Origin of the sequence: Streptomyces xiamenensis (assembly GCF_000993785.3) — a bacterium.
Classification (GTDB): domain Bacteria; phylum Actinomycetota; class Actinomycetes; order Streptomycetales; family Streptomycetaceae; genus Streptomyces; species Streptomyces xiamenensis.
Window position 1 is genome coordinate 3518822 of the sequence record NZ_CP009922.3, and the last position, 21402, is coordinate 3540223.

Here is a 21402-nt window from a genome sequence, read left to right on the forward strand (position 1 = left end):
GAGACGGGGCCGTTCCGTGCATGATGGTTCCGCTCAGTCGTCCGCGACCGTGATGCCGTAGGAGTGGGCCAGGGCGGGGGCCATTTCCATCAGTTGGAGGGTGCTGATGGTGGCTCCGGTCAGGGAGTCGAGGCCCTCGGCGATGCCCAGGCGCTGGGACTGGCGGAAGTCGACCTTCGTCAGCCGGGCCTTGCCGAACCGGACGCCCTCCAGGGTGGAACCGGGGAAGGTGATCCCGTTCAGTGTGGCGCCGCCGAAGTCCACGTCGCGCAGGACGCAGTCCACGAACGCCACGTCCCGCAGCGCCGCCGCCCGCAGGTTCACCGAGTCCAGCTTGCAGTGGAAAAACACCACCCGCCGCAGCTGGGCGCTGAACAGCTGGAGCCCGGCCAGTGAGCTGGTGTTGACCTCCACGTCCATCCAGTTCGTCTCGGCCAGATCGGTGGCGACCCAGCGCACCGCGTCCATCCACACATCGGCGAACCGCGCCTTGCGCAGCCGCCCCTCCGTGAAGGTCACCGAGCTGAGCGCGGACTCGGTGAACAGGCTGCCGCCCGCTTCGGTCTCCTCGAAGGTCCGCCCCTCCAGGTGGACGGTGTCCAGGTTCTCCTCCCGTCCGAGCGCGCCCTCGAAGGGCTGGAGGAACGCTGCGTACGGCAGGTCGGACAGTTCGCGCGGCGTCGGGGCCGGTCGCGCGGAGCGTGGCATCAGGGCTCCAGGGAGGAACGGGAAAGTCGGCCGGGGTGGTGCTCGTCCTCAGGATGACGGACGCCACTGACAGTCGGCCCCGGCCCGCGCCTCATGCCGGCGAGCCGGGGCCGGGCTCGCACGGGCGGCGGTAGACGAGGGTGTGGCGCCAGAACAAGCGGCGGCGGACGCGGGCGCCGGGCAGGAGTTCGGCGGCCCGGCGGCGGATGACGGGGAGCGGGACAGTCGGGTCCCTGACCGGGGGTTTCGGTGGCGGCCGGCGGCCGGTGGCGCGGTCGTGGGCCCAGCAGGCCAGGCGGGCGGCGGCGTTCAGCGGGACGGAGACGAGGCCGTACGCGTGGTCCAGCGCGGTACGGTCCGGGGCGCAGCCCAGGATCAGCAGGGTGCCGCCGGGGGCGAGGGCGTCCCGCAGCCTGGCGACCGTCTCGAACGGCACGTGGTGGAGGCTCGCCAGCGCGGTGATGACGGCGTAATGGTCCCGGCGGAGCGCGGCCGTGGTGATGTCCCCCTCCCGGAAACGCGGGTTGGGGCCCACGGTGGCGGCGCGCGCCGCCGCGATGACCTCGGGGCTGGGATCGATGCCCTCCACCGTGTACCCGGCCGCCGCCAGCTTCCGGGCGAAGGCGCCGGTGCCGCACCCGACGTCCAGGGCCGGGCCGGGACCGCTCAGCCGGCGCGCGGTGCGCAGCAGCCACCGGTGGTAGTGATCGTTGTGGTCGAACGGCATGACACCGCACCCTGCCACGGATCAGCCGGGGACGGCACGCCAGTGCTGCTGCCCCTCGTGATCGCGCACCACATACCCCAACTGCCCCAGGGTCTCCGTCAGATCGCGGGCCTCTTCCTTGGCGTCGCGGCGCCGCGCCTCCTTGCGGGCGGCGAACACGACGTGCACCTCGGCGGGCAGTTCGGGCGCGTGCGGCACCCAGCGGCGGAAGTCCGCCGCGTGCGGGTCGGCCTTCGACCAGGGGTAGCCGTGCCGCTGGAAGGCGGCGGCCACCGCCGCGAGCGGGGCCTGGTGTTCGCCTCGGATGAGCGGGCGGGTGGTGCGGTCCAGCACCACCAGTTCCTTGCCGTCCGGGAAGACCGCCGAGATGTCGGCGCGCGCGAAGCGGTGCGTGGTGTCGTCCCGTTCGACGGTCAGCTCGTCGTCCGTCAGCGTCAGCTTCATCGACTCGGCGACCGCGATGAACGCCACGACCAGCCCCGCCACCACGCCCACCGCGAGGAACAGGGCCCGCTGCCACAGCTGGTCGAGCCCGGCGACGAACGTGAGCGGGCCCTCGAACGGCATCCAGGGAAGCGTCTCGGTCGCCCAGCGCGCCGCCCCCGGCAGCAGCCAGGCCAGCGCGAGGCCCAGCGCCGGGAACCCCAGCAGGATCAGCCGCAGTTCACCGCGCGGGAAGCCCAGCTTCGTCGTCGTCTCGTCCACCCCCACAGGCTAGGCAGCCGCCTCCGTGGGGCGCAGTGGCCGAAGGTAGCGTCCCGCCCGACCTTCGGGTACTCCGCTACTGGGCTACTGGGCTACTGGGCTACTGGGCTGCTCGGCTACATCGCCCGGTGGATGAAGCTGGTGAACGGCGCCCGTGTCCGCCACCCCAGCGCCTCGTACAGCCCGCGCCCCTCGACGCTCGCGCACAGCACCGCGTCGGTTGCCCCGGCCCCGGCCGCCGCGCCGATCAGGGTGCGGACCACCACCGAGCCCAGACCGCGCCGCCGGTGGTCGGGGTCGGTCTCGATCTGGTCGATCACGGCGGTGGCCGCGCCCCGCCCCAGCGCCATCTGCCCCGTCGCGGCGACCGTGCCGTCGGGCGTGACGAGGCGTACTTCGGTCACCCCGTGCTGGGAGCCGCTGACCAGCGCGTACCCGGCGGGTACCGGGACGGCGGCGGTGGCCTCCCGGGGCTCCACGGCGGTGCTCATCAGGAATCCGGGGCTGTTGCTGGTCCACTGCGCCCCGAGCCAGCCGGCCACCGTCTCGTCCGGCAGGCATGTCTTGAGCCAGACGCACGGCTCCCCGGCGGCTTCGATGTGCGCGGCGGCCTTGCGGACGGTGATCTCGTCGGCGTCCGGCAGCACGTGCCGGGCCCGGTGGTGCGGCAGCCCCACGTCGAGCCGCGCGCCCCACGGCTCCTCCACGGCGGGCGGCAGCCCACGGGAGAGGGCGTACCCCGGCACCCACGCGCGTACGAGATCGGGCACGGTCCGCGGCCACGTGTCACTCATGTGTTTGTACGCTACCGGCTTCCCACCGGTGGCACCGTGCGCACCCGTTCCGGCCCGTGCCTCACCGGCCCGCACCGGAGCGCGCCGCCTTCCCGGCGACGGAGACGGAGGCGGAGGCGATGGTGACGGCACGCGGCTGGCACGACCCGATAGGGCGGCCCGCCCCGGGGAACACCGGTCAGCTTTTGCCGCTGCCGCCGCACACCGTGCAGCTCACGATGTCCGGCTTACCGCCGGCGGAACCATCACCGGAGACGGGCACCTCACCCTCCCCACCGCAGACGGGACAGTCGGGCCGCTCTTTCTCATGCTTTCCCAAGAGAAGATTTCCTCACGTCATCGCGTTTCTTCCAGTGGATTCTCGGGAGAATCGAGCCAGACATACTGGCCTTCAGGTGTGACGGTCAGGCCGAATCGATCAATCTCGGGGGACCCTTGGTCGACCCAGTTCTCGTGGGCGGACACGGCCTCTTCCCACAGCCTCCGAGGGCCCCGCTGTTCCACTATGGTGCGATATCCGTCATGCTGCACACGGGCATGGGAATGGCCACCATGGAGAATCGCCCGGTAAGTGCCGTCCTTTTTCTCGTGTCCGGTGATACGAATTCCTGGCAATGCTCCGGCCAGATAGGCCCTGTGCCCGGGCGAGTTTCCGGCCACGGCGCGCGGATCGGCGGTGGTGCCGGACTCCTCGTCCTCCGCCTCGGGCGGGACCTCGCTGTCCGGCAGCCTCCTCTGAGAGCGCAGCATCATGAAAGCGCAACTGTCGTGGAACCGGCCGGAGGCCGTACCGTCCTCCCCCACCGTGAGCGCGGCCATCCGGTAGACGGCCATCCAGGGAAGCACGATGCGACCGCCAGGCCGTGTCTGGGCGATCCAGGTGTACGGGATGTTCTGCACCCCGCAGGTCACATGGACCCGGTCGAACGGGCCATGCTCGGGAGCCCCCAGCGAGCCGTCACCGACGATGAGCCGGGGGGAGCGGCCGGCGGCCGCGAGGTTCTTCTCGGCGGTCACTGCGAGGGCCGGGTCCACTTCGATCGAGAAGACCCGCTCGTCGCCCGCCACTTCGGCCAGCAGGGCCGCCGTCCAACCGGTGCCCGTGCCGATCTCCAGCACCTTGTCACCCGGCCGCGCCTCAAGAGACTCCAGAAACGCGAAAACGAGGGCCGGAGCGGAGGAAGAACAGGTGAAATTGTAGGTGGTGCGCACAGATTCCGGTGTGAGTTCCGTCCGGCCGTCATCGATCTGCGTGATGATGACAGCGTTCGAATACACCGTGCTCCACCAGAGATCAGGGTCGATATCCCGGTCGATCCAGAGCGCTCGTTCCCCTTTTTCGGGGTTGGCCCATGCCTGCCGCGGTATGAACGCATGGCGTGGCACGGTGAAAGGCAGGATTCCCTGCGGGGCCCGATCGCTCATGGCAGGCAGCGTAGCGAGGGTTTTCCCTGCCGGGAAGCGGCGAATTTCTCCCGCCGGTCATCGCTCATGTGATAAGCATTCGCCGCCGGGATATTCCCCGCCCGCTCGCTCCTCCTATCACCCGCTTTGATCCCGGAGCACGCTCCCGGCGCACCGCCCCGATCGGGCCACGGCTGTCGGACGGATGCTGCAAGATATGGCGCGTGTCCCACGCCGACGATGTCACCCGACGTACCAGCGCCACGCCGTCCGCCGCCGAGCAGCTCGACCCCGCCGTCATGCGGGCCCGTTACCGGGAGGCCGGGCTGGAGGAGAAGGACAGCGCGGCCGACCCGTTCGCGCAGTTCCTCGCGTGGTTCGGGCAGGCCGCCGAGAGCGGGCTGCACGAGCCGAACGCCATGATCCTCGCCACCGCCGACCCGGCGGGCCGCCCCAGCTCCCGGACCGTCCTGCTGAAGAAGTTCGACGAGCGGGGCTTCGTCTTCTTCACCAACTACGGGTCCCGCAAGGGCCGGGAGATCGAGGCGAACCCGCAGGTCTCGCTCCTCTTCCCCTGGCACGGCATCGCCCGGCAGGTCATCGTCAACGGGCTGGCCGAGCGGACCGGGCGGGACGAGACGGTGGGGTATTTCCGCACCCGCCCGCACGGGTCCCAGCTGGGGGCCTGGGCGAGTGAGCAGTCCTCGCGGGTCGCCTCGCGCGCGGAGCTGGACCAGCTGTACGCGGAGCTGGCCGAGCGCTACCCGGAGGGGGAGGACGTGCCGGCGCCGCCGCAGTGGGGCGGGTACCGGGTGGTGCCGCAGACCGTGGAGTTCTGGCAGGGGCGGGAGAACCGGCTGCACGACCGGCTGCGGTACGTACGGGCCGCCGGGGGCGGGGCCGGCTGGACGATCGAGCGGCTCTGCCCGTAGGGGTGGGCGGGGGCGTGCGGGTGGCCGCCCAGCCCGGGGGCGGTCGCGCCCGCGCGTCCGCACACGGAACGACCCGCGAGCCTGGTTCCCCTCGGCGCCGCTGGGGCGTCTGGGGGAGCCGGCCGGACGTTACCGGCGGCTCGCGGGTCGGGTGACTGCTTGGGATTGGCCGGCGGAGCCGGCGCCACGTTTCCGTGGGACGACGGCTCTAGGCCGCAGCCACCTCACGCGTCCGGATCTGATACATCTGCCGAACCACCTCCCTTCTGTGTACCTGCGACCGTAATACCGGTCCGGGGCGGCGGCAAATGTTTTTCGTCCCCGCCGCTCAGCGGGCCGTTACCGGCGCCACAGGATGCGGTCGGCGTGCGTCGCGTACACCGACTCGTTCCACTCCTGCCCGCCGTCCACGTTGGCCGAGCGCAGCAGCGGCGGCTCGATGCCCTGGTCGGAGAGCTTGCCCGCGGTGTCCGCCATCACGGCCTGGAGCAGCGCGGAGACCACCACCGTGGACGCGGGTGCGAACGGGGCGCCGATGCGGCGGGTGGTCAGCTCGGCGTCGCCGATCGGGATCTTGTTGTCCAGGACCAGGTCGCAGTGGTCCTTGAGGAAGGTGCCGGACGCGCTCCTGGGCTCGGTGCCCTCGGTGTACACGAGGGAGGTCACGCCGATGACGCGCAGTCCGCGGGTCCTGGCGTGCGCGGCCATCTCGACCGGCAGGCTGTTGCGGCCGGAGAGGGAGATGACGATCAGCAGGTCGCCGGCGTGTGCCGGGCTGGCGTCGAGGGTGGCCTGGGCGAGGCCGCTGACCCGTTCCAGGGCGCTGCCCAGCAGGGCGGGGCTGACGTTGACGCCGGTGGTGCCGGGGACGGCGAGCAGGTTGACCAGGGCCAGGCCGCCGGCCCGGTAGACGATGTCCTGGGCGGGCAGCGCGGAGTGCCCGGCGCCGTAGACGAACAGTTTCCCGCCCGAGGTGATGGTGTCGGCGATCAGGTCCCCGGCCTGTCCGATGGCGGCGCGTTCCTCTTCCTGGACGCGGCGCAGCAGGCGCACGGCGGCGTCGAAGAACTGGTCACCGAGAGTGGTCCGGCTGTCGGCGCCGGTGCCTATCCCGTCCTGCGCGTCCTGCTGCTCTGCCTGCGGGCTCATCTGCGCTGTCCCCTCGTGGGTGCGGTGTGGTGATGTGCGGTGCCCTGTGGTGCGGTGCTCCGCGTACAGCGCGCGACGGGGTGCCCGTCGCGGTCGTACGAGGCCGTCACCCCGTACGCGTACGATGTACATTTCCGGGTGGGTGCCGGTCACGCGTCACGGTGAGGTCATGGGCACGCCCGTGTCAATACGGCGGCAGCGGTCTTGTAGGGCTGCGGTAACGCGCAGTGGGCTCGATTGTCGGCGCCATACGTCAGAATTGGTTCAGGGCCACCGCACGAGCTATCGAGGGGCACTTATGTCCGGACTCATCGACACCACTGAGATGTACCTCCGCACCATTCTGGAGCTTGAGGAAGAGAACGTGGTCCCGATGCGTGCCCGTATCGCCGAGCGACTGGAGCAGAGCGGCCCGACCGTCAGCCAGACCGTGGCCCGGATGGAACGGGACGGCCTGCTGTCGGTGGCCAGCGACCGGCACCTGGAGCTCACCGAGGAGGGGCGCCTGCTCGCCGAGCGGGTCATGCGCAAGCACCGCATCGCCGAGTGTCTCCTGGTCGACGTGATCGGCCTGGAGTGGGAGCAGGTGCACGCGGAGGCGTGCCGCTGGGAGCACGTGATGAGCGACGCGGTCGAGCGCCGCGTGCTGGAGCTGCTCAACCACCCGACGGAGTCGCCGTACGGCAACCCGATCCCGGGCCTGGCCGAGCTGGGCGAGAAGGTGAGCGAGCCGGACGCGTTCCTCGGGCGTGGTCTGGTCGCGCTGACCGACATGGAGACCAGCGGCGGCAAGACGGTGATCGTCCGCCGGATCGGGGAGCCGATCCAGACGGACACCTCCGTCATGCACACACTGCGCCGGGCCGGGGTGCAGCCGGGGGCGTCGGTCAGCGTCACCCCGGGGGCGGGCGGCGGCGTCCAGGTCGGCAGTGGTGGCGAGGCCGCCGAGCTGTCGGCGGACGTGGCCATGCATGTGTTCGTCGCTCCGGCCGGACGGGTCTGAGCGCACGCTGATCACCGGCTCCGCCGGACTCCACCGTGGGCGCGCGCGGCGCGTCGATGGCAGGGAGCGGTGGGCCGCCCGCCCCGGCGGGCGGCCCACCGCCCACCCCCCGCGGGACGACCCGGAGCCCCGAGCTCCCAGGGTCATTCCTCCTGCCCCATGTCTCCCCGTTACGAGGCCGGATCACGCCTGCCCGTATGTCACTCGACCGACGGATCTTCAGGTCGAACACTAGACTTGACGAATCTCTTTTCGATCGTGTGAGACATGTGGGGGGCACATGAAGCCGGTTCGATGGCATGCCGCGCTGGCCGCTTCCATGACGGGGATGCTGCTGACGGGATGCGCGCAGACCACCCTCTTCAAGGAGCAGGCGCGCGAGAGCCGTCCGGACGACAGCACCGTGGTGCTCTCGGAGACGGCGGCGGAGCGGGACGGTGAACCGGAGACGCCGCAGGAGATCCCACTGCTCGACCGGTCGGCCGAGGAGATCTTCTTCGCCGGGATGGAAACGGCCTTCGCGGCGGAGTCGCTGCGCGCCGTCATGGTGATCGACGACCAGGACGGGCTGTACGAGATGGACATGCACTACGACCTCTCCGGCCGCTGCGTGGCCACCTTCAGTGAGCACGGCCACGGGGGTATGGAGTTCATCGTCACCGGGGACGAGGCCTGGGTCAGGCCCGACAGCGAGTTCGTGGAGAGCCTGATCGCCTCCGAACCGGAATGGGCGGACCTGATACGGCAGCAGATCGAGGGCCGGTACCGGCACGTCACCCCCGGTGAGCCGGGAGCCGATGAACTGCTCACCATGTGCCGGTCTGACGAGTTCCTGGACCTCATGGACGTGATCAACGACGCGGGCGCCGACGGGGGCTATGGGCGCTGGGCCGAGAAGGGTGAGCCGACCACCCATGAAGGGGCCGAGGTCATTCCCATCGACGGGAATGACGGGGAGAGCTGGATCAGCGCCCTGGTGGCCACCGAGGGGGAGCCCTACATGCGCCATCTGCTGGTGGACTCGGGGCCCGAGGGTGTCATGGAACTGTGGATGAGCGACTTCGGCGTCCCCGTGGAGATCGAGGCGCCGTCGCCGGAACTCGTCTACGGGCCCGATGATCTGCTCTTCGACTTCTTCGGGGAACTGTACGTCTGACCGTCGCGTCTTCCCGCACGCAAGCAAACGGGGAAAAGACGGGGGAGTTGCACATGAGACGCGGTACGCGCACGACAGCCCTCGTGGCGGCGGCGCTGGCCGGAACGGTGGCGCTCACGGGGTGCGGATCCGACCGCGAACGGCCTTCCTTCATCGGCGAGGGGATCCCCACGGACGGTGGGGAGCAGGACGAGGAGGGCACCGGTGGGGACGGTGCCGAGGACAAACCGGCCGCCGGGGGCAACGGGGTCACCGATCTGCCGCCCCCGGAGATGGTCAGCCGCGCGATGGACGCGGTGACCGGGGCGGACTCACTGCGGCTGTCCGGAACCATCGAGGAGAGCCCCGGTCAGCTCATGGAGATCGACATGCTGATGGATGTCCGGGGGGACTGCGCCGGCACCGTCGCGGTCGCGGGCGAGGGCTCCTTCGAACTGCTCAAGCGCGGCAACGAGCTCTGGTACCAGCCGGACACGGAGTTCTGGCAGGCCGTCACCGGATCGGACATGACCGAGCTGTCGGGCATGTATCTCTATGGCACCACCGACAACCCGGACGCCGGGGCCATGGCGGAGATGTGCGACCTGGAGGGGTTCCTCGGCAACTTCGGTGACGTCAGTGGCATGACGTCCGACGAGGTCTCCGTGGGCGAGGAGAGCACGCACCTGAACGTTCCGGTGATCGCCCTGCACGAGGTGCCCAAGCCCGGCAGCTCCCGGGAGAGCACCCTGCTGATCGCCACCGAGGGCGAGCCCTACCTCATGCACATGGAGCAGACCGAGCGCGGCACCACCAACGCCATCTCCATGAGCGACTTCGATGTCCCGGTGGACTTCGACGAGCCGGCCGCCCATCTCGTCCTCGACCTGGAGGAACTGGCCAACGGCGGTGCCCCCGGCGGGTTCTGAGCCCGTCACGCACACCCGCACCGCCGGCTTACGGCAGGGGCGGGCCCGGCCGGTACGGCGACCGGTCGGCCCCACCCCGTACGTCACGGCTTGCTGACCGCCGCCAGGATCTCCGGCAGCCGGTCCGCCGCCCGCGGGGCCGCCCAGCGCAGTCCCGCCCAGGCCATCGCCAGGCCGTAACCGGCGCCCAGCGGCAGCACGATCCAGGCCCACCCGGCCGCCGAAACGTTCAGCCAGATGGTCAGCCCGATCAGCGGACCGCACAGCAGCGCACCCGCCACCATCCCGCCGATCACCCCGTACCAGACCATCGAGACCTGACCGGCCGCCACATTGCGCATCGCGTTGTCCTGCGGGATCGAGTACGGGAAGCGCACCGAGGCGACCGCCCCGCCGCCCAGCAGCACGCCCAGCAGCGCCAGCGCCAGCCCCATGGCGTCCGGCAGCCGCGCCCACTCGTCCAGCACCGCCGCCGACACCAGCACCACCACGCACGTGAACGGCACGCCGATCAGCGCGATCGCCAGCAGCCGCCCGCGCAACTCCAGGTAGGCGTCCCGCTTCGTGTGGATGGTCTGCGTGATCAGCCAGAAGGCGCCGTAGTCCATCCCGAACTGGTTGTACATCTGCAGTCCGAGCAGCGCCGCGCCCCAGCACGCGTGGTAGACGGTGGCGGAGCCCTGGGCCGCCCAGATGAACGGGAACATCACGCCCATGCCGACCGCGACCGCCCAGCTCATCTTGGCCTTCGGATCGCGCCAGGCGTAGCGCAGGGCACGCTCCATCACGACGCCGTCGCGGCCGGCGGGCAGCAGCCGGGTCAGCAGGCCGCCGCCTTCCCCCGCCGCGCGCCCCCGCCGTTCCTTGCCGCCCGTCTCGGGGGCCATGATCGTGGAGCCGTCCGGCGAGGTCATCAGCCGGGTCAGCGTCCGCTGCCACCACCACACCAGCAGCGACAGCGCCGCCACGGTGCCGGCCAGCGCGGCCACCGCCACGCCGTACGAGCCGGCCGAGGCCGCCCGTACCGCCTCGATCGCGGTGGCCGGGGGAAGCCAGCGCAGGATGTCGGCCATGGTGTGCAGCGGCGCCGAGCCGCCGTCCCCGGCGACCTTCTGCACCAGCAGGTTGATGCCCTGGACGCCCAGCGCGATCACGACACCGGACAGGATCGCCAGGTCGCGGCCCTTGCGGCTGGTCAGCAGGCGGGCGTTGGCGGTGGCGATGGCGCGCGAGGCGACGGTGCAGGTGAGCAGGATCAGGGCGATCGCGCACACCGCCAGCGCGTAGCCGCCCGCGCCCCGCGCCGTGCCGAGCGCGGCGCCCGCCACCAGCATGACGGTGAAGACCGGGCCGACTCCCACCACCGAGGCGGCCAGCTGCGCCGTCATCAGGGAACGCGGGCTCAACGGCAGCATGACCAGCCGGCCCGGGTCCAGCGTCTCGTCGCTCGCGCCCAGGAACAGCGGCATGAACGCCCAGGTCAGCGCAGTGATCGCGACGACGACGGTGCTCAGGGCCGCGATGTGGGCGTTGCCGCTCAGCGCCAGCAGTCCGAGCATGCCGAGCCCGCCGAACAGGGCGGCGGTGATGGCGGTGGAGATGAATCCGGCCTTGCGCCCGGTCGTCTGCCGCAGTCCGTTGCGGATCAGGGAGAGCTTGAGTCGGACGAAGGTGGCGGTGATGACGGCGGTGTCGGCGTACGTGCCGCGCGGTGCCGCCGCGGCCCCGGCGGGGCCTGCGGTCACCGGGTCGCTCCCGCCGCCGGCGCCGTTCCCGTTCGCCGGTGCCGGCCCCGGTTCGGTGAGAGTGCTCATCGCGCCCGGTCTCCGCCCAGCCAGTCGAGCCGGTCGTCCGCGCCGCCCCCGGCCCGGGCTCCCACCAGCTCCAGGAACGCGCTCTGCAGCGAGTCCGCCTCGCCCCGTACCTCGGCCAGCGGGCCGTGCGCCCGGATCCTTCCGGTGGCCAGGACCGCGACCCAGTCGCACAGCGACTCCACCAGCTCCATCACATGGCTGGAGAAGACAACGGTGGCGCCCGAGGCGGTGTAGCGCTCCAGCACCCCGCGGATGATCTGCGCCGACACCGGGTCCACGCCCTCGAACGGCTCGTCCAGGAACAGCACCTCGGGGTTGTGCAGCAGCGCCGCCGCGAGCCCGATCTTCTTCCGCATGCCGGTGGAGTAGTCGACGATCAGCTTGTTCTGCGCGCCGGCCAGGTCCAGGACGTCCAGCAGCTGGTCGGCGCGCCGCTCCACCTCGGCGGCCGGGATCCCCCGCAGCCGGCCCAGGTAGCTGAGCAGTTCGCGCCCGGTCAGCCGCTCGAAGAGCCGCAGCCCTTCGGGCAGGACGCCGATCCTGGACTTCACGTCCACCGGGTCCCGCCACACATCACGCCCGACGATCTCCACGGTGCCCGCGTCGGGCCGCAGCAGGCCGGTGATCATGGACAAGGTGGTGGTCTTGCCCGCTCCGTTCGGCCCGACCAGGCCGATGAACCGCCCCGCGGGCAGGTCGAGATCTATTCCCGAGACCGCGACCTGTTCCCCGAAGGTCTTCCACAGCCCCCGTACCCGTACCGCGGCGGCCGGAGCGGCCGCCGCATTCCCCGTATCTGTCATGAACCCACCCTAAGGGGCGGGAAAGAACCCGCCCCTCTGCCCGGACCTCGTCCGGATGGTGCCCCCGGGTGCCGTGGATCAGCGGCGGAACCGGCTCTCCTGCCCGCAGGCGTACGCGAGCTGCGGCATGAGTTCGTCCGCGTCCGGCAGCCAGCGGTTGGCGTCGGTGGGCCGGCGCACCCACTGCACCGAGCCGCGCACGCCGATGCGGGTCGGCGGTGCCGGCACGTACTCGCCCTCGCCGCGCGCGATCAGGTCGATCGCCTCGGGCGACCAGCCGTGCTGCCGTACCAGGGCCGGCACCTTGGCGGCGTTGCCGGCGAGCACGAAGAAGTACATCCGGCCCAGCGGCGTACTGGCGACCGGGCCCAGGTTGGTGCCCATCCGCTCCATGCGGGCCAGCGCCAGGCAGCCTGCGGTCTCGGACACCTCGATGATGTCGAAGGTGCGGCCGGTGGGCAGCAGGACGCAGGCGCGCGGCTCCTTCGCCCACATGCGGCGGGCGGAGGTGGCGCTGCCGGTGGCGTGGCCCACCCAGTTGGTCCGGGTGGCGTGGGCACCCGGCGCATCACAGGCGGGGAGGGCGCACGAGCAGCGCGTCACACCGTCCGCGTATTCGAGCCAGGTGCCCGGCAGCACGTCCCAGTGCCGCTCGTCCGCGTACCGGACGGCATGGTCGACCATCCCGCCGTCGCGCGGCTGCGGAACGCCAGGTGCTGAAGTAACGCTGATCTTTTCTTCCACGTTGATCACAACTACCTTCTCCACGGGGGGTAACGGGCTCCCCGTGTCCGGGTAGCGACCCTGGGTGATGACGATGCCCGCCCGGAGTCCGCCCGGGGGGACCCGGGCATGTGGGGCGCATCGGAGCATCAGTGGGGGCGTACGGGATGGACCCGGCGGGGGCCGGGCATTGATCTTCCCTGGTGCAGGGTGCAGGCCAGCGAGGGAGCCACGTCATGACTGCCAGAACAGTGTCCCCCGGACTGACCCCAGGGTTGCCCCATTCACGGCAGCCGAACGAGCGTCTGCTGTCGCTGATCCGCGAAGCGGGCTGCTCGAACGCGGGGTTGGCACGGCGGGTGAATGTGTGTGCCGCCGAGCGCGGCCTCGATTTCCGTTACGACAAGACCTCGGTGGCGCGCTGGATCAGAGGCCAGCAGCCGCGCGGCCGGGCCCCCGACATCATCGCGGAGGCGATCGGCCGCAAGCTGGGGCGGACGGTGACGGTCGACGAGATCGGCATGGGCACCGCGCGCCAGCTGGCGTCCGCCGTCGGGCTGCACTTCGCCACCGGGCTCGCCGAAGGCGTGGAGCAGGCGGCGGAGTTGTGGCGTTCGGACGTGGCGCGCCGGGAGAGCGTGGGTGCCGGGGGCCCGGGGGGCGCGTACGGTGCGGGCAGCGCGCATGTGGCGCCCGCCGCGCTGGTGGAGCCGAGCCGGGACTGGCTGATCACCCCGGCGGACCCGGAGGTGGCGCGGGCCAGCGGCCCGCGCGTGGGTTCCTCGGACGTGGCGGCGGTGACGGCGACGACGGCCGCGCTGGTGGACCTGGACCGCCGCTGGGGGGCCGGGCATGTGCGCCCCGTGGTGGTGCACTACCTGAACAGCGTGGTGTCCGGGCTGCTGGCCGGTTCCTACCGGGAGTCGGTGGGGCGCCAGTTGTTCGGTGCGGCGGCCCGGCTGACGGAGCTGGCCGGGTACATGGCGGTGGACAGCGGGCTGCCGGGCCTGGCCCAGCGGTACTACATCCAGGCGCTGCGGCTGTCGCAGGCGGCCGGGGACCGGGGCTTCGGCGGGTACGTCCTGGCGGCCGGGATGAGTCATCTGGCGGCCGAACTGGGCAATCCGCGTGAGGTGATCCAGCTGGCGCGGGCGGCGCAGGAAGGCACCCGGGGGCGGTGCGGGCCGCGGGCGGAGGCGATGTTCCTGGCGGCGGAGGCGCGCGGGCACGCGCAGTTGGGCGACGCGGCGAGCTGTCACCGGGCGGCCGGTCTCGCGGAGGGGGCGCTGGAGCGGGCCGGGTCCTCGGGCGGCGTGGACCCGGAGTGGATCCGGCACTTCGACGAGGCCTATCTGGCGGACGAACTGGCTCACTGCCACCGGGATCTGGGGCAGGGCGGACGGTTGCGGGAGCGGGCCACACAGGCGCTGGCGGCCCACCCGGAGAGCCGGGCGAGGCGACGGGCGATCGGGCTGGTGCTGCTGGCGACGGGGCACCTTCAGGAGGGCGAGCTGGAGGCGGCCTGCGCGACGGCGGACCAGGCGGTGACGACGCTGTCCTCGCTGCGTTCGGGCCGGGGCGCGACGTACTTCGAGGACTTCCGCACCCGACTGGATCCCCATCAGCACGATCCCAAGGTCCGTGACTTCACCCTGCGCTGGGATCTGGCCGGGTAGCCGCGCGTTCCCGGTGCGGCTCGCAGGACGGCCCGTTCGCCGGGGGGGAGGAAGGGGAGCGGTGACCCGGCGCGCTCGCACGGCCGCCGGCGCCGCTCCGGCCGGCTTCCGCGACCGCCCCTTCCCGGCCTCCGTCCCCCGCCTGATCGTCGACGACCACGGCGGCGAGTCCGGCCGAGCGAGCCGGAGCCGTACCGCTTCTGACCCGGAACAGCCCCGTCCCGCCCCGGCGCCGCGTGGTTCCGTGGGGTACATCACCCCCCGGGTTTCTCAATCCGAGCGGTGCGGGGGCGGGATCGTGGTGAGGGGCGCCGCGGAACCGGTAGCGTGACCGGCGATCGGCGTTCAGCGAACAGGAGTTCCTTGGTGACCAGCCGCAACGGTCGGGACGATGAAGCCCGCGAGGGCGTGGTGCTGCCCTCGCATCGCGGGCCGTGGGACGACCCGGGTGCGGAGACCGTGACGGCGCCGACCGTGGGGCAGCCCTGGGGACAGCCGTGGGGCCCCGACCAGCGCAACCCGGTGACGGCGCAGCCCGCCCACCCGCCGGAGCAGGCCCCGTACCAGCCGCAGCCCGGACACCAGGCGCACCCGTCCCAGCAGCCGTACGAGCCGCACCAGCAGTACCCGTCGCAGCCACCCCGGCAGCAGCCGGGCGCCGGGCGGCACGCGCTGCCGCAGCAGGCCACGCCGCCGATGCCCAGCACCCCGCCGGCCGGTCCGGACGAGGCGGCCACCCAGATGATCCCGCCGATCACCGGGGGCACCTCCCGGCCGGAGGCTGGGGGAGACTACCACCCGGCCACCCAGCTCGTGCCGCAGATCACCGGGGACACCCCGCCGCCCCCGCAGCACCACGAGGCGGCCACCCAGCTCATCCAGCCGATCACCGACGCGGACCCGCACGGCGCCGCCACCCAGCTCATACCCCCGGTGGTGGCCGACACCTCGACGGCCAAGCTGCGTCAGCTGCCCGCGCCGGGCGGCGCGGTGGACTCGGAGGGCGCCACCCAGCTCATCCCGCCGATCAAGGACGTGGAGTCCACGACCCGGCTGCGCGCGGTGACCAGGCCCGCCGGAGGGGGCGGGCGGCACGGCCGCCCGGCCGGCCACGCGGCCCCGCCGGCCGGACCGGCGTCCTCCTCCGGCATCGAGGCCACCCAGATGATGCCGCCGATCACCGACGCCGGCCCTCCGCCGGCCCCGCACGGCAGAAGGGCGGCGCCCGCGGGACCGGCGGGGCCTCCCCACGGAGGCCGGGCCGCCGCGCGGCGGGCCGCCGGACCGGCACCCTCGGCACGCAACTCTCCCGCCCTGCTGATCGCGGCCGTGGTCATCGGCTGCGCGATCGTGGGCCTGGCCGCCGGCGCGCTGCTCGGCGGCGGTGAGGGCTCCGGGGACGACGGCCCCGGCAGCACGGAGCAGGACGGCATCCTCAACGGCGGCCCCGAGGCCGAGGGCACCCGTGAGGACGGCGCCGGGGCGCCCGAGGACGAGCACGCGCTGGCCCAGGCCCAGGCGCAGGCGCTGTCCGACCTCCTGGAGGACAGCAGCGGAAGCCGCGAGTCGGTCATCGCCGCCGTGGACCACATCAAGACGTGCGACCGGCTCGGCGAGGCGGCCGAGGACCTGCGGGCCGCGGGCGAGGAGCGCAACGGCCTGGTCACCCGGCTCGACGAACTGGCGCTCGACCGGCTGCCCGACCACCAGTCGCTCTCGGACGCGCTGCGCGAGGCGTGGCAGGCGTCCGCCGCCGCCGACTATTCGTACGCCGCGTGGGCCGAGGAGCTGAAGGACAACCGCAAGGCGTGCCGGGGCGGGTCGCCGCGGCACACCGACAACGCCTCGCAGGCCGAGCAGTCCAGCGGCCAGGCCACCTCCGCCAAGGAGCGGGCGGCCACGCTGTGGAACCCCGTGGCCGGCCAGTACGGGCTGCCCACCCGGGACGCGAGCCAGCTCTGACCCGGTCGGCGGGAGCGGGCGCGAGCCGCCGGGGGAGCGGGAGCCGTACGGTCCCCCGGACCGCACGCCGAGCCCACAAACATACGATCTCTCCTGTGTCAGATTCGGAAACCCCTTCCCGTCGCCCCCGTCGTTCCCCCACCATGGGCGGCATGCCGCTCAACGACATGCCCTGGTGGCGTTGGCGCGCCAATGTGCGCTCGGCGCTGCATATGCTCTCGGACCCCGCCTTCCACCAGGAGTGCTGGCTGCCCGGCCTCCCCGGCTACGGCGACGTCACCGACGCCGTCTACCGGCTGGTCGAGGACACCTGGCTGGACAACTGGTCGGCGGAGAAGTACATCGGCACCGTCTTCCGGGACACCCAGGAGGCCGCGCTGGTGGATGTGGCGGTGCTGCGCGTGCTGCGCATCATGCACCAGGTCGGCGCCGACGCCCCGGTGGCGGCGTACCTCCAGCACCACGGCTGGCCGGAGGCGGTACGGGCGGCCCGCGAGGCGCACGTGCGGCTGGCCACGGCGGACGGCGACAACCCGGACGTGCGGCCGACATCCCTGGACGAGCTGACGGCGACGGTGGCCGCCGTCTGACCCGGAGGCCGCAGTGGCCCGCGCCGGCCCGGCCCGACCGCCGTCCGGACACGGTCGGGCCGCCGCCCCGGAATGTGCCACGCTTGGGCAGTATGAATGCCGCTGCTGCCGCCGCCGCCCCCGATGAGTATGTGCTGACGCTCTCCTGCCCGGACAAACCGGGCATCGTGCACGCCGTGTCCAGCTATCTCTTCATGACCGGCTGCAACATCGAGGACAGCCAGCAGTTCGGCGACCGCGACACCGGCCTGTTCTTCATGCGGGTGCACTTCACCGCCGAGAGCGCCGCCTCCACCCCGGAGAAGCTGCGCGCCTCCTTCGCCGCCATCGGCGACTCGTTCCAGATGGACTGGCAGCTGCACCGCGCCGACCAGCGGACGCGCATCGTCCTGATGGTCAGCAAGTTCGGCCACTGCCTCAACGACCTGCTCTTCCGCACCCGCATCGGCGCCCTGCCGGTCGAGATCGCCGCCGTGATCTCCAACCACACCGACTTCGCCGAACTCGCCGCCTCCTACGGCGTCCCCTTCCACCACATCCCGGTCACCGCCGACACCAAGGCCGAGGCCGAGGCGCGGGTGCTGCGGATCGTCGAGGAGGAGGGCGTCGAGCTGGTCGTCCTCGCCCGCTACATGCAGGTCATCTCGGACGACCTGTGCAAGAAGCTGGAGGGGCGGATCATCAACATCCACCACTCCTTCCTGCCGAGCTTCAAGGGCGCCAAGCCCTACCACCAGGCGCACGCCCGGGGCGTGAAGCTCATCGGCGCCACCGCCCACTACGTCACCGCCGAACTGGACGAGGGCCCCATCATCGAGCAGGAGGTCGCCCGGGTGGGCCACGGCGTCACCCCGCAGCAACTGGTCGCCATCGGCCGCGACGTGGAGTGCCAGGCCCTGGCCCGCGCCGTCCAGTGGCACAGCGAGCGCCGCGTCCTGCTCAACGGCACCCGCACCGTCGTCTTCGACTGACCGCCGGGGCCAGGGCCCGGACCCGGACCCGGCCTACAACCGAGAGAGGGCGGTCAGCGCGTTCAGCACATCCGTGATCGCCGCCTGATCGCCCTCCCCGCCCGCCGCGGCCTCGGCCGGCGACAGCCGCCCGCCGCCAGCTGGCAGAACTCCACATCCTCCAGCGCGACCTGCGCCACCGCGTCCCGCGCCGCCACCCGCGTCACGGCGGCGGTCGGCGAGTCCAGCGGAATCCAGTAGTCGCCGCCGCCCGCGCCCTCGATCTCCAGATGGACGGTACGGCCCGGACTCCCCGCCGTCGTCAGCCGCGCCCGCGTGGTGGCGAGCCCGGCCCGGCGCCGCCCGGCGATCGACCCCGGAAGCCGCCGCGCCGTGAGATCCACCAGCAGCCGCAGATGCGACCCCAGCGGCGGCTCGTACGGGTAGTCCACCGCCCGCGCGATGTCACCGGCGTGCGTCCAGCACGCGAACGCCCGGTTCAGATACGCGTCCGACAGCGGGATCTGCGGCTCGGTGGCCGCCCCGAGCCCCGGGAAGAGACCCGGATCGCACGCCGTCGCCGGCAGCATCCGCTCCCCGGTGCGCCCGCCCTGCCGCGCGGCTGTCCGTACCAGCTCACGGCTCTGCTCCCGCCACCGCGTCCAGGCCCGGGCCGCCGCGAGCCGCTCCGGCTCCGCCGCCGTCCCGCCGGCGGTGGCGGCCACCAGCCGCCACGTCGCCTCGGTCCGCTCCAGCGGATCGCCCGGCGCGCCCTCGCCCAGCGGATCGGGCAGCCCCACGGCCCGGGCCAGCAGACCGTCCATGGCCACCAGGTGATCGAGCACCTGCGCGATCGTCAGCGACCGGCGCGCCCGTTCATCCCCGCGAACCACTGCACCCGCACCGGGATGTCCCATTCATTCGCGTTGATGTCGTGCAGCAGGGCGTCCAGTCGCGCCGCCTCGGCGTCGTACGGGGCAGCCCACCCCGGCACCGGCAGCACCGGCGGGCGGCGCGCCAGCGCGCTCTCCAGCACCCGGGGCCGCAGCTGCGGATCCAGATCGAGACTGCGCGGCGGCTCCAGCAGCGTCACCGCGTCCCGCAGCCGCAGCGCCTCCTCGGCGCACCGGGCGCACTCGTTGAGATGCGCCTCCACACATGCCGTCTCCGCCGGGGAGCAGGCGTCCAGCGCCCACACCCCCAGCAGCGACATCAGCTCCTGATGCGTCAGCCGCCCGTCTCCTTCCGGACCCGGTGCTGCTACGGGGTTGGGGGTGCGCGGCCCGGTGCGCTGCCGCGGTGCGGTGCTCCGCCGTGCCGGGTTCACCGGGGCGGGGCCCACCCCGGGGCCGCCACCGCCGCCGCTGCCGCCGCCCGCGCCGGGCCCGCCGCGCGGCGTGGGCACCCGGGGCGCCCCGGTGGACCCGGCGCCGCCGCCGGCCGGCTCCTGATCACCGGGCTCCCGGCCACCGGGCCGTGCGGCCGTCATCCGCGGTGCTCCCGTCGTACGTCGTCGGCGCCGCCATCCGGATAGGTAGCGGCTGAGGACAGCAACTGCAACCCCAGCCGCAGCCTGCGCCGCGCCTCGGCGTCGGAGATGCCCAGCTCCCTCGCCACCTCGCGGTAGTCGGTGCGCCCGCCCCTGGCCAGTTCCAGCGCCTCGCGCAGCGGCGCGGGCATGGCCGTCACGATGTAGTCGGCCCGGGCGAGGGTGGAGGCGGTACGGATCCGCTCGGCCGAACCGGCGCCCGTGCCCTCCCGGCGGCGCAGCCGCGCCACCGCCAGCCGGTGCGCCTCGTCGGCGATCCAGGAGCGCATCGGCCCCTGCTCGGGGTCGAAGCTGTCGGGGGTCGCCCAGATCCGGCCGAAGACCTCGCGGGTCACCCGGGCCGTGGCGTCCTCGTCGCTCAGCACGCGCTGGGCGATGCCGTACGCCAGGGAGGCGAAGCGGTCATACAGTTCGGCCAGGGCCGCGGCCTCGCCGCGCTCCAGCCGCCGGCGCATGGCGCGATCCCACTCCGGCGGTGTCTCATGTGCCATCCCTGCCCCCAAGCGTTCTCACACTCGGCACAACCTCCGACCCCGTGCGTACGTCAAATGTAGTGCGAGGAACTGTTCCCGCGCGCCCCCGAACGGCAGTATGCGCCCGCTCTTTCCAGGAGGAGGGCGTTCGCGCCGGATCCGGTCCGGGTCGGATGGCCGGATGACCGGGGGCGGACGGGCGACGCAGCACCGGGACGCTTGAGACGCCGGAAAGTGGGCAGGGGCGCTGGGGAGACGCCGATGTGGGTGTCAAGGGAAGATCGAGGGAAGACCGAAGAACCGAAAAACCGAGGGAAGAGGCCGCAGGCGTGACGTTGACGGTGGATGCGGAGTCGCGGGGCGAGTGGGCCGTACTGCGGGTCGCGGGCGAACTCGACCTGGTGACCTCACCCGTGGTGCGCCAGCACGTCCACGACGCGGTCGCCGACGGGCGCCGCAGTGTGGTGCTCGATCTGTCGCAGGTGCTGTTCTGCGACTCCTCGGGGGTGGGGGTGCTGGTCGCCTCGCGGCGGCTGATGCGCTCGTGCGCCGGGCAGCTGCGGCTGATCCTGCCGCACCGGGGCGCGGAGGACGGCTCGCACGTCAACCGGGTGCTGGCCGCGCTCGGGGTGCGGCGGTTGTTCGACTGCTACCCCGACCTGGAGTCGGCGACCGCCGAGCCGCTGCCCGCCTGAGCGGGGATTCCGCGCTGTTCCGGTCCGTTCCGCTCTGTTGTGTGCGGCCATGTGCGGACCGGTGTGCGATAAAAACGCCCGGATCTCGTACAGAAGCAGTACCCCGTACTCCTTTGCGTCGGAATAAGCGGGAAGTGCTTGTTGCCCGACTCGCCCTCAACCATGCTGTGCTGCACCGAGTTTGTCCGCCGGTGGGAATGGTGTGAACGGTGCAGGTACAGGAGCAGGTGCTACGGACCCAGCTGGAGGTCGGCCCCCAGCCGTCGGAGGTGCGGCGCGCGCGGCAGTGGCTGCGGGAGCGGCTGGCCCGCACCGGCATGGCCGGGGAGCAGATCGACACGCTCACGCTGCTGGTCTCCGAGCTGGTGACCAACGCCGTGGTGCACACGGGCCGCCCGGCCGTGCTGCGGCTGGTGGTGCGCGAGGGGCCCTGCTGTCATCCGGTACGTCTTGAGGTGGCCGACCGCAGCGCCCTGGCGCCCCGGCCGCGCAGCGCCGCCCAGGAGGACACCTGCGGGCGCGGCCTGGAACTGGTGGACCTGCTGGCCGACCGCTGGGGCTGGCAGCAGGAGCCGGCCGGCAAGCGGGTGTGGTGCGAGGTGGACTGCCCGAGCGGGCTGTGACCGCCGGCCGCACGGCCCTCCACCGCACGGCCCTCCACCGCACGGCCAACCACCGTAC

General features: G+C 72.5%; 20 protein-coding genes and 1 pseudogene. 10 read left to right on the forward strand and 11 right to left on the reverse strand.

The window, feature by feature from the left end; genetic code table 11:
• Positions 1-33 precede the first annotated feature (33 nt).
• The 5 genes from SXIM_RS16250 to SXIM_RS16270 all read right to left on the reverse strand — a co-directional run bounded on the left by SXIM_RS16250 (position 34) and on the right by SXIM_RS16270 (position 4359).
• Positions 34-708: a pentapeptide repeat-containing protein gene (locus SXIM_RS16250; protein ID WP_030729264.1), complete on the reverse strand. Its 675-nt coding sequence runs from the start codon at positions 706-708 to the stop codon at positions 34-36.
• Between the two features lie 91 nt (positions 709-799).
• Positions 800-1435: a class I SAM-dependent methyltransferase gene (locus SXIM_RS16255; RefSeq protein WP_046724507.1), complete on the reverse strand. Its 636-nt coding sequence runs from the start codon at positions 1433-1435 to the stop codon at positions 800-802.
• Positions 1436-1456: 21 nt separating this feature from the next.
• Positions 1457-2140 carry a YqeB family protein gene (locus tag SXIM_RS16260; protein ID WP_148236122.1) on the reverse strand — a complete coding sequence of 228 codons (684 nt, stop codon included), beginning with the start codon at positions 2138-2140 and terminating at the stop codon, positions 1457-1459.
• A 116-nt stretch (positions 2141-2256) separates the two neighbouring features.
• Positions 2257-2934: a GNAT family N-acetyltransferase gene (locus tag SXIM_RS16265; RefSeq protein ID WP_046724511.1), complete on the reverse strand. Its 678-nt coding sequence runs from the start codon at positions 2932-2934 to the stop codon at positions 2257-2259.
• Between the two features lie 336 nt (positions 2935-3270).
• Complete coding sequence (locus SXIM_RS16270) at positions 3271-4359, reverse strand: methyltransferase domain-containing protein (protein WP_046724513.1); 1089 nt, start codon at positions 4357-4359, stop codon at positions 3271-3273.
• Positions 4360-4637: 278 nt separating this feature from the next.
• Here SXIM_RS16270 and pdxH point away from each other — a divergent pair, with 278 nt between their 5' ends.
• A complete protein-coding gene (pdxH, locus tag SXIM_RS16275; protein ID WP_107046988.1) occupies positions 4638-5270 on the forward strand; it encodes a pyridoxamine 5'-phosphate oxidase in 633 nt (210 codons plus the stop codon).
• A gap of 339 nt (positions 5271-5609) precedes the next feature.
• On the opposite strand, the gene SXIM_RS16280 is transcribed toward pdxH, so the two are convergent.
• Positions 5610-6419, reverse strand: a complete 810-nt coding sequence (locus tag SXIM_RS16280; protein ID WP_246156891.1) for an SIS domain-containing protein — start codon at positions 6417-6419, stop codon at positions 5610-5612.
• Positions 6420-6717: 298 nt separating this feature from the next.
• Here SXIM_RS16280 and SXIM_RS16285 point away from each other — a divergent pair, with 298 nt between their 5' ends.
• From SXIM_RS16285 to SXIM_RS16295, 3 genes are all read left to right on the forward strand, one after another.
• Positions 6718-7422 carry an iron-dependent transcriptional repressor DtxR gene (locus SXIM_RS16285; RefSeq protein ID WP_030729245.1) on the forward strand — a complete coding sequence of 235 codons (705 nt, stop codon included), beginning with the start codon at positions 6718-6720 and terminating at the stop codon, positions 7420-7422.
• 328 nt (positions 7423-7750) lie between these two features.
• Entirely contained in the window at positions 7751-8578 is an 828-nt protein-coding gene (locus tag SXIM_RS16290; RefSeq protein ID WP_046724515.1) for a hypothetical protein, read from the forward strand.
• Between the two features lie 53 nt (positions 8579-8631).
• Complete coding sequence (locus tag SXIM_RS16295) at positions 8632-9486, forward strand: hypothetical protein (RefSeq protein ID WP_148236123.1); 855 nt, start codon at positions 8632-8634, stop codon at positions 9484-9486.
• An 83-nt stretch (positions 9487-9569) separates the two neighbouring features.
• Here SXIM_RS16295 and SXIM_RS16300 read toward each other — a convergent pair whose 3' ends face one another.
• The 3 genes from SXIM_RS16300 to SXIM_RS16310 form a co-directional block, all read right to left on the reverse strand.
• Positions 9570-11300 (reverse strand): transporter, encoded by a 1731-nt coding sequence (locus tag SXIM_RS16300; RefSeq protein ID WP_174864323.1) that lies wholly within the window; start codon positions 11298-11300, stop codon positions 9570-9572.
• Complete coding sequence (locus tag SXIM_RS16305; protein ID WP_030729235.1) at positions 11297-12103, reverse strand: ABC transporter ATP-binding protein; 807 nt, start codon at positions 12101-12103, stop codon at positions 11297-11299. The genes SXIM_RS16300 and SXIM_RS16305 overlap by 4 nt, the downstream gene beginning before the upstream one ends.
• 78 nt (positions 12104-12181) lie before the next feature.
• Positions 12182-12856, reverse strand: a complete 675-nt coding sequence (locus tag SXIM_RS16310) for a bifunctional DNA primase/polymerase (RefSeq protein WP_030729232.1) — start codon at positions 12854-12856, stop codon at positions 12182-12184.
• A gap of 206 nt (positions 12857-13062) precedes the next feature.
• On the opposite strand from SXIM_RS16310, the gene SXIM_RS16315 reads away from it, so the two are divergent.
• The 4 genes from SXIM_RS16315 to purU all read left to right on the forward strand — a co-directional run bounded on the left by SXIM_RS16315 (position 13063) and on the right by purU (position 18025).
• Complete coding sequence (locus SXIM_RS16315) at positions 13063-14502, forward strand: NsdA family TPR-like regulatory protein (RefSeq protein ID WP_078635288.1); 1440 nt, start codon at positions 13063-13065, stop codon at positions 14500-14502.
• Between the two features lie 366 nt (positions 14503-14868).
• Positions 14869-16464, forward strand: a complete 1596-nt coding sequence (locus tag SXIM_RS16320; protein WP_052385109.1) for a hypothetical protein — start codon at positions 14869-14871, stop codon at positions 16462-16464.
• 143 nt (positions 16465-16607) lie between these two features.
• The gene (locus SXIM_RS16325) at positions 16608-17054 is read left to right on the forward strand and encodes an SCO4402 family protein (RefSeq protein WP_030729223.1); all 447 of its coding nucleotides are present in this window, start codon (positions 16608-16610) and stop codon (positions 17052-17054) included.
• Between the two features lie 92 nt (positions 17055-17146).
• Positions 17147-18025, forward strand: a complete 879-nt coding sequence (gene purU / locus SXIM_RS16330; protein ID WP_030729220.1) for a formyltetrahydrofolate deformylase — start codon at positions 17147-17149, stop codon at positions 18023-18025.
• A 33-nt stretch (positions 18026-18058) separates the two neighbouring features.
• On the opposite strand, the pseudogene SXIM_RS28830 reads toward purU, so the two are convergent.
• A pseudogene (locus SXIM_RS28830) lies at positions 18059-19493 on the reverse strand (anti-sigma factor family protein).
• Positions 19490-20044: an RNA polymerase sigma factor gene (locus SXIM_RS16340; RefSeq protein WP_030729218.1), complete on the reverse strand. Its 555-nt coding sequence runs from the start codon at positions 20042-20044 to the stop codon at positions 19490-19492. The pseudogene SXIM_RS28830 and the gene SXIM_RS16340 overlap by 4 nt, the downstream one beginning before the upstream one ends.
• Before the next feature lie 311 nt (positions 20045-20355).
• On the opposite strand from SXIM_RS16340, the gene SXIM_RS16345 reads away from it, so the two are divergent.
• Together SXIM_RS16345 and SXIM_RS16350 are read left to right on the forward strand one after the other, a co-directional pair.
• Complete coding sequence (locus SXIM_RS16345; RefSeq protein ID WP_030729215.1) at positions 20356-20721, forward strand: STAS domain-containing protein; 366 nt, start codon at positions 20356-20358, stop codon at positions 20719-20721.
• Positions 20722-20930: 209 nt separating this feature from the next.
• Entirely contained in the window at positions 20931-21344 is a 414-nt protein-coding gene (locus SXIM_RS16350; protein WP_030729212.1) for an ATP-binding protein, read from the forward strand.
• Positions 21345-21402 lie beyond the last annotated feature (58 nt).

Excerpts from the sequence above, each read along its gene's own strand:
- SXIM_RS16250 (WP_030729264.1), bottom strand. The coding sequence starts at position 708 with ATGCCACGCTCCGCGCGACCGGCCCCGACGCCGCGCGAACTGTCCGAC.
- SXIM_RS16255 (WP_046724507.1), bottom strand. The coding sequence starts at position 1,435 with ATGCCGTTCGACCACAACGATCACTACCACCGGTGGCTGCTGCGCACC.
- SXIM_RS16265 (WP_046724511.1), bottom strand. The coding sequence starts at position 2,934 with ATGAGTGACACGTGGCCGCGGACCGTGCCCGATCTCGTACGCGCGTGG.
- SXIM_RS16270 (WP_046724513.1), bottom strand. The coding sequence starts at position 4,359 with ATGAGCGATCGGGCCCCGCAGGGAATCCTGCCTTTCACCGTGCCACGC.
- pdxH (WP_107046988.1), top strand. The coding sequence starts at position 4,638 with ATGCGGGCCCGTTACCGGGAGGCCGGGCTGGAGGAGAAGGACAGCGCG.
- SXIM_RS16280 (WP_246156891.1), bottom strand. The coding sequence starts at position 6,419 with ATGAGCCCGCAGGCAGAGCAGCAGGACGCGCAGGACGGGATAGGCACC.
- SXIM_RS16285 (WP_030729245.1), top strand. The coding sequence starts at position 6,718 with ATGTCCGGACTCATCGACACCACTGAGATGTACCTCCGCACCATTCTG.
- SXIM_RS16290 (WP_046724515.1), top strand. The coding sequence starts at position 7,751 with ATGCTGCTGACGGGATGCGCGCAGACCACCCTCTTCAAGGAGCAGGCG.
- SXIM_RS16295 (WP_148236123.1), top strand. The coding sequence starts at position 8,632 with ATGAGACGCGGTACGCGCACGACAGCCCTCGTGGCGGCGGCGCTGGCC.
- SXIM_RS16300 (WP_174864323.1), bottom strand. The coding sequence starts at position 11,300 with ATGAGCACTCTCACCGAACCGGGGCCGGCACCGGCGAACGGGAACGGC.
- SXIM_RS16305 (WP_030729235.1), bottom strand. The coding sequence starts at position 12,103 with ATGACAGATACGGGGAATGCGGCGGCCGCTCCGGCCGCCGCGGTACGG.
- SXIM_RS16315 (WP_078635288.1), top strand. The coding sequence starts at position 13,063 with ATGACTGCCAGAACAGTGTCCCCCGGACTGACCCCAGGGTTGCCCCAT.
- SXIM_RS16325 (WP_030729223.1), top strand. The coding sequence starts at position 16,608 with ATGGGCGGCATGCCGCTCAACGACATGCCCTGGTGGCGTTGGCGCGCC.
- purU (WP_030729220.1), top strand. The coding sequence starts at position 17,147 with ATGAATGCCGCTGCTGCCGCCGCCGCCCCCGATGAGTATGTGCTGACG.
- SXIM_RS16340 (WP_030729218.1), bottom strand. The coding sequence starts at position 20,044 with ATGGCACATGAGACACCGCCGGAGTGGGATCGCGCCATGCGCCGGCGG.